Annotated in this window: 11 protein-coding genes; 9 read left to right on the forward strand and 2 right to left on the reverse strand. The window is 63.7% G+C overall.

Going from position 1 to position 14,523, the window contains the following annotated elements; genetic code table 11:
• The first annotated feature begins 79 nt into the window (after nt 1-79).
• The 7 genes from BFN10_RS22475 to BFN10_RS22505 all read left to right on the forward strand — a co-directional run bounded on the left by BFN10_RS22475 (nt 80) and on the right by BFN10_RS22505 (nt 9,827).
• Nucleotides 80-2,434, forward strand: coding sequence for a TonB-dependent receptor (locus tag BFN10_RS22475; RefSeq protein ID WP_071491504.1), 2,355 nt, complete (start codon nt 80-82; stop codon nt 2,432-2,434).
• Nucleotides 2,435-2,454: 20 nt separating this feature from the next.
• Complete coding sequence (locus BFN10_RS22480; RefSeq protein WP_071491505.1) at nt 2,455-3,588, forward strand: ABC transporter substrate-binding protein; 1,134 nt, start codon at nt 2,455-2,457, stop codon at nt 3,586-3,588.
• Entirely contained in the window at nt 3,585-4,613 is a 1,029-nt protein-coding gene (locus BFN10_RS22485) for a FecCD family ABC transporter permease (protein ID WP_071491506.1), read from the forward strand. Before BFN10_RS22480 ends, BFN10_RS22485 begins: the two co-directional genes overlap by 4 nt.
• On the forward strand, nt 4,607-5,380 hold the full coding sequence (locus BFN10_RS22490; RefSeq protein ID WP_071491507.1) for an ABC transporter ATP-binding protein: 774 nt from the start codon (nt 4,607-4,609) through the stop codon (nt 5,378-5,380). Before BFN10_RS22485 ends, BFN10_RS22490 begins: the two co-directional genes overlap by 7 nt.
• 412 nt (nt 5,381-5,792) lie before the next feature.
• Nucleotides 5,793-6,248 (forward strand): (2Fe-2S)-binding protein, encoded by a 456-nt coding sequence (locus tag BFN10_RS22495; RefSeq protein ID WP_071491508.1) that lies wholly within the window; start codon nt 5,793-5,795, stop codon nt 6,246-6,248.
• Nucleotides 6,248-8,467, forward strand: coding sequence for a xanthine dehydrogenase family protein molybdopterin-binding subunit (locus BFN10_RS22500; RefSeq protein WP_071491509.1), 2,220 nt, complete (start codon nt 6,248-6,250; stop codon nt 8,465-8,467). The genes BFN10_RS22495 and BFN10_RS22500 overlap by 1 nt, the downstream gene beginning before the upstream one ends.
• Nucleotides 8,468-8,483: 16 nt before the next feature.
• Nucleotides 8,484-9,827, forward strand: a complete 1,344-nt coding sequence (locus tag BFN10_RS22505; RefSeq protein WP_071491510.1) for a c-type cytochrome — start codon at nt 8,484-8,486, stop codon at nt 9,825-9,827.
• A gap of 2 nt (nt 9,828-9,829) precedes the next feature.
• Here BFN10_RS22505 and gbdR read toward each other — a convergent pair whose 3' ends face one another.
• Both gbdR and gabP read right to left on the reverse strand, forming a co-directional pair.
• Nucleotides 9,830-10,906, reverse strand: coding sequence for a choline metabolism transcriptional regulator GbdR (gene gbdR, locus BFN10_RS22510; protein ID WP_071491511.1), 1,077 nt, complete (start codon nt 10,904-10,906; stop codon nt 9,830-9,832).
• Nucleotides 10,903-12,312, reverse strand: coding sequence for a GABA permease (gene gabP, locus BFN10_RS22515; protein ID WP_071491512.1), 1,410 nt, complete (start codon nt 12,310-12,312; stop codon nt 10,903-10,905). Before gabP ends, gbdR begins: the two co-directional genes overlap by 4 nt.
• A gap of 459 nt (nt 12,313-12,771) precedes the next feature.
• Between gabP and BFN10_RS22520 the strand changes: the two genes are divergently transcribed.
• Together BFN10_RS22520 and BFN10_RS22525 are read left to right on the forward strand one after the other, a co-directional pair.
• Nucleotides 12,772-13,215, forward strand: coding sequence for a GNAT family N-acetyltransferase (locus BFN10_RS22520; protein WP_071491513.1), 444 nt, complete (start codon nt 12,772-12,774; stop codon nt 13,213-13,215).
• Between the two features lie 110 nt (nt 13,216-13,325).
• Nucleotides 13,326-14,429 carry a serine hydrolase domain-containing protein gene (locus BFN10_RS22525; RefSeq protein WP_071491514.1) on the forward strand — a complete coding sequence of 368 codons (1,104 nt, stop codon included), beginning with the start codon at nt 13,326-13,328 and terminating at the stop codon, nt 14,427-14,429.
• Nucleotides 14,430-14,523: the final 94 nt, after the last annotated feature.

The following is a 14,523-nucleotide window of genomic DNA, read 5'->3' on the forward strand; positions in this document are numbered from 1 at the left end:
GGGCGGCTGATACTTTTTCCGATCTCGGCTGGCAAACACACGAATACCCTTTTTCCTCTCGTCCACAGGGCTCCCGTTCATGCTTGTGATTCGCAGCGCGCTGCTCAGCCTGGCCCTGGCTGGTGCCGCCATGGCCGCGCAGTTGGATGCGGTCGCGGTCCGTGCCTACCAGATCGCGCCAGGGCCGCTCGGCGCAACGCTGTCGAGCTTTGCCGTGGATGCGGGCATTGCCCTGTCGTTCGTCCCGGCCCTCACCGAAGGCCTGACCAGCCCCGGCCTGTCCGGCACTTACTCGACCCAGGAGGCGGTCACCCGCCTGCTGGCCGGCAGCGGCCTGGAGGTGCTGCTGCGCAGCGACGGCACCTACACCCTGGTGCAACGCCAAATCACCCTGTCGGACACCACGGTCAGTGGCGCCGAACAGCGCGCCGACAGTTTGCCGCCGGTGTATTCGGGCGGCCAGGTGGCCGTCGGCGGACGCCTGGGCATGCTGGGCAACAAGGACGTGATGGACGCGCCGTTCAGCGTCAGCACCTACACCGCCTCGTTGATCAAGGACCAGCAAGCCACCACCGTCGGTGATCTGCTGGAACGCGATTCTTCGGTGCGCTCCACCGGGCAGACCGGCGGCATCGTCGACTCGTTTTTCATTCGCGGGTTTCCGGTGGGCGAAGGCAACCTCGGCGAGTTGGCCTTCGACGGCGTGTATGGCGTGGCGTCCAATTACCGGGTGTTCACTGAATACGCCGAACGCGTCGAAGTGGTCAAAGGCCCCGGTGCCCTGCTCTACGGCATGTCGCCCAACAGCGCGGTGGGCGGGGTGATTAACGTGGTGCCCAAGCGCTCGCTGGACGAGGACCTGACCCGCTACACCGCCAGTTATACCCAGGCTGCACACCTCGGCAATCGCATCGATATCAGCCGGCGCTTTGGTGAAGAGCGCCGCTTCGGCATGCGCTTCAACGGCGGCGTGCAGCAGGGTGACACCGTGATCGACAAGCAATCGCGCGAAGTCGGCATCGGTGCGCTGTCCCTGGACTATCAGGGCGAGCGCCTGCGCACCAGCCTGGACCTGATTTCCCAGGAAGAGACCTTCGACGCCGCCTCCCGACCGTTCCTGATCGCCTCAGGCGTAAAGATTCCCGACGCCGCCAATGGCCGCACCAGCGTAAGCCAGGACTGGGGCTGGTCGCGCACACGGGATAAGTCCGCCCTGCTCGGCGGCGACTATGACCTCACTGACAACCTGAGCCTGTTCGCCCATGCCGGTGGCGGCAAGTCGGCAGTGGCGCGCCTGTCGGACCAGACGCCGACCATTGTCAACACGGCCGGCGACACCTCGTCGATCCCCGGCTACTACCGCTTCGAAGTGCAGCGCTATACGGTCGACGCCGGTGCACGCCTGCGCTTCGACACCGGCCCGATCAGCCACAGCAGCACCGTGCAGGTCACGCGCTACCGCGATGAACTGTCACGCGGGATTATCTCCGGCGCGCCCGTGCTGTCGAACATCTACCACCCGGTCGAGCGCCCCAAACCGTCGATCGCCAAGCCCGACGCGCCGAAAGTCTCCGCCACCGAATTATCCGGCGTGGCCATTGCCGACACCTTGTCGATACTTGATCAGCGCGTGCAGGTCACCGTCGGCCTGCGCAAACAGAACATCCAATCCCACAACTACAACACCGACGGTGCAGTGACCACGACCTATAACGAGGGCAAGACCACGCCGCTGTTTGGCGCGGTGCTCAAGCCCTGGGAGCACGTAGCGCTCTATTACAACTACCTCGAAGGCTTGAGCAAGGGCGAAGTGGCGCCGTCCAACGCCTCGAATGCCGGGGAGATCTTTGCGCCTTACGTTTCCAGGCAGCATGAAGTCGGGGTCAAGCTCGACTACGGCACGTTCATGTCCACCCTGGCGCTGTTCCAGATCCAGAAACCCAGCGGCGAGCTGGCTGCCGGCCGCTTCTCGGTGCAAGGCGAACAGCGCAATCGCGGCGTGGAAGTGAGCGTGTTTGGCGAAGTCGCCCCAGGCACGCGCCTGCTGGGTGGCGTGACCCTGCTGGATGCGCAGCTGACCAAAACCGGCGTCGCCGCCAACCAGGGCAATACCCCAGTGGGCGTGCCCAAGGTACAAGCCAACCTCTGGGCCGAATGGGACGCGCCGTGGGTCGAAGGGCTGACGTTGACCAGCGGCGCGATCTACACCGCCAGCCAGTACGTCAACCAGGCCAACACCCAACAGCTCGATGCCTGGACCCGCTTCGATATCGGCGCGCGCTACAGCACGCGGATCGCCGAGCGGCCGACCACCTTCCGCGCCACGGTGCAGAACCTGTTCGACCGCGAATACTGGTCCGGCGTGGCCTCCTACGGCGCGTTTTCCCAGGGTTCGCCACGCACCCTCCTCCTGTCGGCCACGGTCGACTTCTGATACCTGCAAGGGCTTACTTGATGCTTTCGATTGTTCGTTGCGGCCACCGCCTGGCGGCACTGGTGTTGACCGGGTTACTCGCGCTGCCTGCGTTGGCGGCGCCCACCACCGTCACCGATCTGCTCGGGCGCCAGGTCAAGGTCAACCTGCCGGTGCAGCGAGTGATCCTCGGCGAAGGCCGCCAGCTGTACCTGGTGGCCGCGCTGGATACGCAGAATCCCATCGAGCGCATCGTCGGCTGGCGCAAGGACCTGATCCAGTCCGACCCGGACACCTACAACGCGTACCTGCGCATATTCCCAGGCATTGCCAACATCCCCACCTTCGGCGGGTTTGAAGACGGCACCTTCGATATCGAGCAAGCGATTTCCCTGCGGCCCGATGTGATCATCCTCAATATCGAAGCGCAACACGCGACCGAAGACGCACGCTACATCGAGAAACTCGACGCCCTGGGCATTCCGGTGGTGTACGTGGATTTTCGCAACCAACCCATGGCCAATACCGAACCGACCATGCGCCTGTTCGGCCAGTTGTTCGGCAAGGAAGACCGGGCCGAGGCGTTCATCGCGTTTCGCAAGCAGCAGATCAGGCGGGTGACCGATGTGATCGCAGCTCAAAAACCGAAGCGCCCGGCGGTGTTCATCGAGCGTATCGGCGGCTACTCCGACGATTGCTGCCTGAGCTTCGGCAACGAAAACTTCGGGCTTTTCGTCGAAATGGCCGGCGGTAACAACATCGCCAAGACCATCATTCCCAGCACCTTCGGCCAGTTGAACCCCGAGCAGGTGATCGTGGCCAACCCGGACCAGGTAGTGGTCACCAGTGCCAACTGGGAGGCGTTCGCGCCGGGCGGTCATTGGGTCGGCGTCGGCCCCGGTGCCGACATGGGCCAGGCCCGGCACAAACTCGCGTGGTACACCCAGCGCCCGGCCTACGCCGGGATCAAGGCCCAGCAAAACCAGGCCTTTCATGCCATCTGGCATCAGTTCTACAACAGCCCCTATCAGTTCGTGGCGATCCAGCAATTGGCCAAGTGGTTCCACCCGTCGCTGTTTGCCGACCTCGACCCCGAAGCGACGCTACGTGAACTGCACGCACAGTTCCTGCCCGTGCCCTACGCACCCGGCTACTCAGTGAGCCTCAAGCCATGAGCGCTTACCGCCGACTGGTGCTGCGCAAGCGCCTGATCCTTTGCGTGCTGGCCCTGCTGTTGTTGTGCAGTGTGCTGCTCGACCTGGCCCTCGGCCCGGCACGCTACAGCCTCAGTGAAGTGCTCGGCGCACTGCTGTCGCCGGACAGCGCGGCGCCGCAGGTGCGCGTGGTGATGTGGGATATCCGCCTGCCCGTCGCCCTGATGGCCGTGGCGGTGGGCGCCGCGCTGTCCCTGGCCGGCGCGCAGATGCAGACCATCCTCAACAACCCGCTGGCCAGTCCGTTCACCCTGGGGCTTTCCGCCGCCGCCAGCTTTGGCGCGGCCATGGGCCTGGCGTTCGGCGTGGCGCTGTTTCCGTTGGCGGCGCAGTACATGGTGCCGGTCAACGCGTTCATCATGGCGATGCTCTGCGCGCTGCTGATCCACTTCCTGAGCCTGCGCCGTGGCGTCACCGCCGAAACCATCGTGCTGCTGGGTATTGCCCTGGTGTTCACCTTCAACGCGCTGTTGGCGCTGGTGCAGTTTTTCGCCACCGAGCAAGCCGTGGCGGCCGTGGTGTTCTGGACCATGGGCAGCCTGACCAAGGCCACCTGGCCCAAGCTCGGCGTGATCTGCCTGGTGATCCTGATCACGCTGCCGATCTTCGCCAGGCGCGCCTGGGCCCTGACCGCCCTGCGCCTGGGCGACGACAAGGCCGCCAGCTTCGGCATCAACGTGCGCAGCCTGCGCTTCCAGACGCTGATCATGGTCAGCCTGCTCGCCTCGTTCCCGGTGGCGTTTGTCGGCACCATCGGCTTTATCGGTTTGGTCGGCCCGCACATCGCCCGCATGCTTATTGGTGAGGACCAGCGCTTCTTCCTGCCCGCCTCGCTGCTCACCGGCGCGCTGATCCTGTCGGCCAGTTCGGTGGTCAGCAAAACCCTGATTCCGGGCGCAATTTTCCCGATCGGCGTGGTCACCTCGCTGATCGGCGTGCCGTTCTTTATCTCCCTGATCCTGAGCGGGAAAAAACACCCATGGTAAGCATTCAGTTGCAGGACCTCGGCGCCAGCTACGGCCAACGCAGCATCATCAGCGGCGTGTCCACGGCGCACTTTGTCGGCGGCCAGGTGGTGGCGGTAATCGGCCCCAACGCAGCGGGCAAGTCCACCTTGTTCAAGCGCATGGCCGGGCTGATCGAAGGGCCGGGCCAGGTGATCCTCCAAGGTTCGACAAAGGGCACCCAAGCCATCAGCTACATGCCCCAGGGCCTGAATGCGAGTGCGCGGTTGACCGTGTACGAATCGGTGTTGCTGGCACGCAAGCAGCTGTCCCCCGCCTGGGCCGTGCAGGACGACGAACTGGCACTGGTCGATGAAATGCTCGCCGCGCTGGGCATCACCGAATTGTCCTTTCGCAACCTCGGCGAACTCAGTGGCGGCCAGCAACAGCTGGTGTCCATCGCCCAGACCCTGGTGCGCGAACCCGACGTGCTGCTGATGGACGAGCCCACCAGTGCCCTCGACATGCATCGCCAGGTGCAGGTGCTGAACTTCATGCAGGCCCTGGCACGCAAGCGCCAGGTGATCGTGTTCATCGCCCTGCATGACCTGAACCAGGCGTTGCGCTTTGCCGACCAGGTGCTGGTCATCGCCGACGGCACCGCCCAGGGCAGCGGGCCGAGCCATGAGGTGATCAATGAGGTGATGCTGCGCGAGGTGTACAAGGTCGAGGCGCGGATCGAGCGCTGCAGTCGCGGGCAGCCCCATATTTTGATCGACGATATTGTGTGTGCACGAGCGAAGGCTTGAATCGGTGGCAAGCCCAAATGCCAGTCAGTTAAGGGCGAACACTGTACCTGTGGCGAGGGAGCTTGCTCCCGTTGGGTCGCGAAGCGGTCCCAAAATGGGACTACTGCGACGATTCGACAAGCCCGCTCACTACAAGTGGCTGCGTAGGCGAGGTTCATAGCACTGGAACACGAACCATCTGCCAAGCGGCAAAGTCGCCAATAGCCCAAGCACCTCGACGCCTGATGCAATACCGCCGTATAGCCTTGTCTACAGCGCTTTCACCCGATCCTGTTGAATGCTTGCCCGATCCTCCGATTTGTCGACCATTGGGTATCTCCCCCCTTGCACTCTGGTCTAGAGTTCGACAATAAGCGGCCACTGCGTTCACACCTAAAACAGGCCGCACCTACCGATGATCAGCAGGTGAGCCATGGAATTACGAATCAACCAAAAGGCCTATCAGGTCGATGCCGACGCGGACACGCCATTGCTGTGGGTGATCCGCGATGACCTGGGCCTGACCGGCACAAAGTACGGCTGCGGCCTGGCCCAGTGCGGCGCCTGTTCGGTGCTGGTGGACGGCAATGTGGTGCGCTCCTGCGTCACACCGGTGGCCGGGGTGGTCGGGCGTGAAATCACCACCATCGAGGCGATTGAAGAGGACGAGGTCGGCAAGCGTGTGGTCGCGACCTGGGTCGAGCAACAGGTGGCGCAATGCGGCTACTGCCAGTCCGGGCAGGTGATGGCGGCCACGGCGCTGCTCAAACACACCCGCGCACCGAGCAAGGCGCAGATCGACGCCGCCATGGTCAACCTGTGCCGCTGCGGCACGTACAACGCCATCCATGCGGCCGTCGACGCCCTGGCCAAGCAGGAGGGCGCGTGATGAACATCCTCGACGAACTGCTCGACGCACCGGTCAACCTGTCACGCCGCCGCTTTCTGGCGAGTACCGCCGTAGGTGCGCTGGTCATCGGTTTCGGCCTGCCATTGGGCTCGGGCCGGGTACAAGCCGCCACTACCGCTGAACGCGGCACCCAGGTGCCGGCGTTTCTGGAGATTCGCCCGGACGGCACGGTGCGCCTGCTCAGCCCGTTCATGGAAGGCGGGCAAGGCACCCATACCGCCATGGCGCAGATCGTCGGCGAAGAGCTGGATGCCGACCCCGCCACCTTCATCGTCGAGGCCGCCCCGCCTGGCGAAGCCTATGTGGTGATGGAAAACGGTATGCGCATCACCGGCGGCAGCATGTCGGTACGCATGAGCTACCCGACCATGCGCCGCCTCGGCGCCCTCGCCCGCGCCATGTTGCTGCAGGCCGGCGCCAAACAATTGGGCGTGCCGGTGGGCGAACTGACCACCCAACCTGGCCGAGTCGTGCACGCGGCATCCGGCCGTTCGCTGGGGTATGGCGAACTGGCCAGCAGCGCCCTCAACATGCCAGTGCCCGATCCTGCCAGCATCACCCTGCGCGACCCGAGCCAGTTCCGCTGGATCGGCAAGCCGGTCAAGCGCCTGGACGCCTACGACAAATCCACCGGCAAGGCGCTCTACAGCATCGACCTGAAAGTCGACAACATGCTCCACGCCGCCGTCCAGCATGCGCCACGCCTGGGCATGACCGTGGGCAGCCTGCGCAACCAGGCGCAGGTCGAAGGCATGAAGGGCGTGCATTCGGTACACGTGCTGCCGGGCGCGGTGGCGGTGGTGGCTGAACGCTGGTGGCACGCCAAGCGTGCGGTGGAAGCGGTCCAGGTCGACTGGCAGGAAGCGGCGGCCGACTCGACGCTACGCGTGATGCCGGCGGACTTCTCCAGCGACAAGCATTTCGAGTTCCTCGCCGCCCAGCAGGGCCCGGCCCGTGATGACGAAAACGAAGGCGACGTGGCCGCCGCGCTGAAAGGCGCCAAGACTCAGGTCGAAGCGACGTATCACAACCAGTACCTCAACCACGGCCAGTTGGAGCCGCCCTCCGCGCTGGCCCGCTTCAACCCGGATGGCACCCTGGATATCTGGCTGCCCAACCAGGCGCCGGACATGTTCCGCGCCGATGTCGCCAAGCGCACCGGCCTGGACCCTGCGCAGATCAACCTGCATTCACCGTTGCTCGGCGGTTTTTTCGGCCGGCATTTCCTGTATGACTCAGCCAACCCCTACCCGCAGGCCATCGCGCTCGCCAAGGCGGTGGGTCGTCCGGTCAAGCTGATCTGGAGCCGAGAAGAAGAGTTCCTGCGCGATGTATTGCGCCCGGTGGCCGTGGTCAAGTTCCGCGCCGCACTGGATGACAAAGGCCTGCCGGTGGCCATCGAAGCGGTAAGCGCCACCGAAGGCCCGACCGAAGCCCTCGCCGGCAAACAGGGCGACAAGATCGACCCTACGGCGCTGGAAGGATTGTCGGGCAAGTCCTACGCCATCCCTAACAAACGCATCGCGCAGATCTACGTCAAAGGCGCGCCCATGCTCGGTTACTGGCGTTCGGTGGGCAATTCGCTGAATGACTTTTTCTACGAGTCGTTCCTCGACGAACTGGCGGACAAGGGCAAACAGGACCCCTATGAACTGCGCCTGCACCTGCTGCGCGACAACCCACGGCTGACCACCTTGCTGCAAGCGGCGGTTGAACTGTCCGGCGGCTGGAAGCGCGGCCCCTTCACCGCCGAAGACGGCAGCCGGCGTGCACGCGGCGTGGCCATGGCCTCGCCGTTCGGTTCCCACACGGCGGCGATTGCCGAGGTGTCCATCGAGAATGGCAAGGTCAGGGTGCACGATATCTGGCAGGCCATCGACCCTGGCAGCATCGTCAACCCGGCGATTGTCGAGGCACAGGTGAATGGCGCGGTGGCGCTGGGCTTGTCCCAGACCTTGCTGGAAGAAGCAGTGTACGTGGATGGCAAGCCACGGGCGCGCAACTACGACCTGTACCCGATCCTGGCACCGGCGCAGATGGCGCGGGTGCATGTGCGGGTCGTCGAGAGTGGCGAAAAGATGGGTGGTATCGGCGAGCCGCCGTTGCCTGCCGTGGCACCGGCCGTGGCGAATGCGGTGGCGCAATTGACCGGCCAGCGTGTTCGCAGCCTGCCCTTGAGCCGACACACCTTCAGCTGACTTTCAGGAAATGCCCATGAACAACCGTCGATTCGCAAGAACCGCAGGCTGGCTGGCGCTGCCCTGCCTGGTCGCGGCAGGCCTGCTGGCCTGGTACGTCACCCGTGAGCCCGCCACACCGTTTGCACAAGCACCGGCCACCGCCACCTTCGAGCCGGCCCTGGTCAGCCGCGGTGAATATGTCGCGCGTCTCAGCGACTGCGTGGCCTGCCACAGTCTGCCGGGCAAGGCGCCGTTCGCCGGTGGCCTGGAAATGGCCACGCCGTTGGGGGCAATCCATGCCACCAACATCACGCCGGACAAAACCACCGGGATCGGCAGCTACAGCCTGGCCGACTTCGACCGTGCGGTACGCCACGGCGTGGCACCGGGGGGTCGACGGCTGTACCCGGCGATGCCCTACCCGTCCTACGTCAAGCTCAGCGACGATGACGTGAAAGCGCTGTACGCGTTCTTCATGCAGGGCGTGCAACCGGCCAACCAGGCGAATATCCCCAGTGATATTCCCTGGCCGCTGAATATGCGCTGGCCCATCGCGCTGTGGAACGGCGTGTTCGCGCCCACTGCAACTTATGCAGCCAAACCCAACCAGGACGCGCTGTGGAACCGCGGCGCCTACATCGTCCAAGGCCCCGGCCACTGCGGCAGTTGCCACACGCCACGCGGGCTGGCCTTCAACGAGAAGGCGCTGGACGAATCCGGTGCGCCGTTCCTCGCCGGTGCCCTGCTCGACGGCTGGTATGCACCGAGCCTGCGCCAGGACCCCAACACCGGGCTGGGCCGCTGGGATGAGGCGCAGATCGTGCAGTTCCTCAAGACCGGGCGCAATGCCCATGCGGTGGTCTACGGCTCGATGACCGAAGCGTTCAACAACTCTACGCAGTTCATGCAGGACGACGACCTGGCCGCCATCGCCCGCTACCTCAAGTCACTGCCCGGCGACCCGCAGCGCGACGGCACTCCCTGGCAGTATCAGGCGGCCGCCACCAACCCGGACGCCCCCGGCGCCCACACCTACGCCACCCGCTGCGCCTCCTGCCATGGCCTCGACGGCAAGGGCCAGCCCGACTGGATGCCGCCCCTGGCCGGCGCCACCTCGGCCCTGGCCAAGGAAAGCGCCTCGGCGATCAACATCACCCTCAACGGTTCGCAACGCGTGGTAGCCGCCGGCGTGCCGGACGCCTATCGCATGCCGGCGTTCCGCGAGCAACTGACCGACCAGCAAATCGCCGAGGTGCTCAGCTACGTGCGCGGCACCTGGGGTAACAACGGCGGTGCGGTGGATGTGAAGGCCGTGGGCAAGTTGCGCGGGCATACCGACCCGGCGAGCAGCAGTCCGATCATCTTGCATATGCGCTGAGTTCAGGACTTCAGGTTTTTCACACTGGCAAACGTTGCCTCGCCCCGCGCCTGCTCCAATACATTCATTGGCGCGGGCGCCGGCAATGTGTGCAACGCCGGCTTGAGCACGATGGACCGCTCGCTGTCCGTGACGGAACGCTCGTCACTGGGGGGCACGCCGAAGTACTCGCGATAGCACTTGGAGAAATGCGGCGTGGACACAAAGCCGCAGAGCACGGCCAACTCGACGATTGAAATGGGTGTCTGCTTGAGCAACTGCCGCGCGCGGATCAGCCGCAGCCGCAGGTAGTAGCGCGAGGGCGAACAGTGCAGGTACTTCTGGAACATGCGCTCAAGCTGGCGACGCGACAGCGCGACATACGCCGCCAGTTCATCCAGGTTGATCGGCTCTTCCAGGTTGGCCTCCATCAATGCCACGACTTCCTGCAGCGTGGGCTGCTGGGTGCCGAGCATGTGCTTGAGCGGTACGCGCTGGTGGTCCTGCTCGTTGCGGATGCGCTCGTAGACAAACATGTCCGAGATGGCCGCCGACAATTCGTGCCCGTGCTCACGGCCGATCAGGTGCAGCATCATGTCCAGGGGCGCCGTGCCGCCTGAACTGGTGAGCCGGTCGCGGTCGAGGGTGAACAGGCTGGAACTGACGGTCACCCGTGGAAACGCCTCCTGCATCGCCGCCAACCATTCCCAATGCACGCTGCATTCATACCCGTCGAGCAAGCCGGCCCGCGCCAACACAACGCTGCCGGTGCAAATCCCACCCAGTCGCTTGGCATAACGCGCCTGGCTGCGCAGCCACTTGACCAGTTCGCCGGTCACGGTGCCCTGGATGCCGATGCCGCCGCACACCATCACAATGTCGGCGGGCGGCACGCTGAGGATCGAACCGTCGGGCGTGATCGGCACACCGTCGCTGGCCCACACCGGGTTGCCGTCCGGGCTTGCCGTGTGCCACTTGTAAAGCTCCTGGCCCGACAACTGGTTGGCCATGCGCAACGGCTCCACCGCTGCCGCCAGCGACATCAGGGTGAACTGGTCCAGCAGCAGGAAAACAATACTGCCGACCGGGCGGCCACTCATGATTGCGAAACTGCGGCCACCGGTTTTTGCGTGGGTTCCGGGTGCCGGGCGGTGAGCAAGCCGATCAAGGAAATCATCAGGGCCAGGACGAGGGTCGAAGAGACTTCGAAACGGTGTTCGGGCGTGACCAGCATCACCGTCAAGGCCGCGCAGATGAACGCGATGACCAGCCAGGTCAACCACGGAAACAGCCACATCTGGAAGTTCAGTGTGACCTTGCGCTGGCGCAGGGTCTTGCGCATGCGCAACTGCGAAACCGCGATCACCAGGTACACCAGCAAGGCGATGGCCCCCGAACTGGCCAGCAGGAACTGGAACAGCCCGGCCGGCATGAAGTAGCTGAGCAGGGTCACGCCCGCGCCCAGGATGGTGCTGGCGATCACCGCCGCCCTCGGCACACTCGCCGCCGAGGTCTTTTTCATCAGCGCGGGTGCATCTCCTCGCTTGCCGAGGGAAAACAGCATGCGCGAGGCAATGTAGATCGAAGAGTTCATGCAACTGGCCACGGCGATCAGTACCACCCCATCCACCAGCAGCTTGGCGTGGGGAATGTTCATCAATTCCAGTGCACGCTGATAAGAGCCGACCGAGGCCAGCAACGGGTCATCCCATGGCACCACGGAGATCACCACGAAGATCGACAGCAGGTAGAACACCCCGATGCGCCACATCACCGAGCGCGTGGCCCGGGCGATGTTCTGCGCCGGGTTGCTGGACTCGGCCGCCGCAATGGTGACGGCCTCAGTGCCGATAAAACTGAACATGATGGTGATAAAGGCGCCGACCACCGCCGACAGCCCGTTGGGCGCAAACCCGCCATGGTCCTGCATCAACTGGCCAAGCCCACTGGCCTCGCGTTCCGGCACCCAGCCCATCAGCACCGCAAAGCCCACGCCGATAAAACCGATGATCGCGATCACCTTGGCCATGGCGAACCAGAACTCGAACTCGCCGTACTTGGACACGCTGAACAGGTTGGTGACCACCAACAAAAAGATCGACAACAAGGCAAACAGCCAAGCGTCGATCTGCGGGAACCACTGGTTGAGGATATGCCCGGCGGCCAGGGCCTCGATGGGGATCACCAGCACCCAGAACCACCAGTACAGCCAGCCGATGGTAAAGCCGGCCCAGCGGCCGATGGCTTGGTCGGCGTAGGTCGAGAATGAGCCGGTGTCCGGGTTGGCCACCGCCATCTCCCCCAGCATGCGCATCACCAGCACCACCAGCAGGCCGGAAAACAGATAGGCCAGCAGCACCGCCGGCCCCGCCGCCGCAATCGCATGCCCGGACCCGACAAACAACCCCGCGCCGATAATCCCCGCAATGGAAAGCATGGTGACATGGCGCGGCTTGAAGCCTTGCGCCAACTGGCCGTTCGAGTCGTTGGAATTGAGGCTATTCATTGTTTTTGTTGTTCTCGGTGACCGGCGTGAGGACTGACTGGAGGGTCAGGCGATCGTCATTTTTGAATGATGGGTCACCTTACGCGGGCTGACTGGCGCGAAAATAGCCTGAAAACGGCGGAGGTTGGTCTGATATCGACATAGTGTTTCGGAAATAGGTTATCCGGTACGTCAGGCCTTGCCGCTCTGCCGCTCGATCACGGGCGAATGATCTCTGCGGCAAGGGCACTTACCCTCCCAAATTCATCGTATCTGACGATAGAATCAGGCTACCCGATGGATCACTTGTTACATACAGAAATACCTTCTCAGTCTCAGCAGAATCATCCCTGGCTGATTAGTAGGGTTGTATCTATGACAGCAGGTTTGAACCATGAACGACGAATACGACTTCAGCTCCGGCAAGCGCGGTGCAGTCGCCAGCAACAAAGGCTAAACCCACTCCGCTGAGGTAATCACTTGCCTACACGCTCGATAAACATCCGCCAGGCCACGCCCGACGACGTGCACGCCCTGATCGAACTGGATGCTTACGCCACGGCCCATACCCACCGCCGCGTATTCATCCATGATGCGGTGGTTCGCCAACACTGCCTCGTCGCCGTCGATAGCGCTGGCCGGTGTGTGGGATACCTGGTGCTGACCCATGATTTTTTCGATCATGGCTTCGTGGCACTGGTGGTTGTGTCGCCGGTTTATCAGCACCAAGGTGTTGCGCTGCGGTTGCTGACGGCGGCACAAGCAGCGTGCAAGACGCCCAAGCTGTTTACTTCAACCAATGCGTCGAACACCGCCGCCCAGGCGCTGTTTGCAAAGGCCGGGTTCGTGCCTAGCGGGCACATCGAAAACCTTGACGATCACGACCCTGAGCGGGTGTATGTGAAATTCATCCAACCCCTGTGAGTGCTGGCCTCATCAGCTCCACGCCGCCTCCATCGAACCTCCCGCAAACATCCACCCCCCTCGCGCACACTGGCACCTCCTGAAACCGCAAAAACGCTTCAGAGGTGCCCATGTTCCGAACCCTTGCGGCGAGTGTCCTGCTGATGTCCGCGCCCCTGGCGATATCCACCCCGCTCACGGACGAACAACGCTCGGCCATCGACCGCTATGTCAACGCAGAAATAACCCGTCAGCAGTTGCCGGGCCTGGCCCTCGGGATCTTCCGAAACGGCCAGGCCGTGCTCGCCGAGGGCTATGGCCTGGCGAATGTGGAACTCAACGTGCCCATGAGCGCCGACAGCGTGTTGCAGTCTGGCTCGGTGGGTAAATCCTTTACCGCAACGGCCGTCATGATGCTGGTGGAGCAAGGCAAGGTCGGCCTGGACGACAGCATCCGCCAGTACTTCCCCGAGGCGCCGGCAAGTTGGGCGCCGATCACGGTCGCCCATCTGTTGTCCCACACGTCCGGCTTGTCGGCCTACGACACGCCAGCGCTGCAAAAGCCTGGTGGCCCATTGGATATACGCCGCGACTTCACCGAAGCGCAGCTGGCCAAGGCGATTGCCAAGCTGCCGCTGGACTTCAAGGCCGGGCAGAACTGGGCCTACGAAAACACCAATTTCGTGCTGCTCGGCATCCTGATCCAGCGTGTCAGCGGGATACCTTATGGCGAGTTTCTCCAGCAGCGTATCTTCACACCGCTGGGCATGCGCTCGACACGGGTCATCTCGGACCTCGCGATTGTGCCCAACCGGGCGTCGGGCTACGAAAGGGTCGACGGTGAGCTGAGGAACCAGGAATGGGTGTCGCCGACCTTCAATGCCACGGCCGACGGCACGCTCTATTTCAGCGTCCGCGACCTGGAGCGCTGGGACCGCGCCCTCTACGATGAAACCCTGCTGACACAAGCCTCGCTGCAACGGATGTGGACGCCCTACCCCTACGCCGGCAAACAGCGGGCGCAAGGCTACGGGTTCGGCTGGGAAATCCGCACAGTCAACGGCCACCCCGTGATCGAGCACGGCGGCTCCTGGCAAGGCTTTACCTCGTCCATCTCGCGCTACCTCGACGACCGGTTGACGGTGGTGGTGCTGACCAACCTGGATGCCGAACACAGCTACCCGGAAGTCATCGGACGTGGCGTAGCCGGCCTGATCGAACCCGGATTGAAGTGATCAGGGCCAACAAAAAATGCCGCTCTCCATCATTCCTCCACAAAACCTCCCCTGAATGCGCACGTTCGTTGCGCACAATGGCTTTCATCAGAGT

Source organism: Pseudomonas extremorientalis (assembly GCF_001870465.1).
Lineage (GTDB): Bacteria > Pseudomonadota > Gammaproteobacteria > Pseudomonadales > Pseudomonadaceae > Aquipseudomonas > Aquipseudomonas extremorientalis.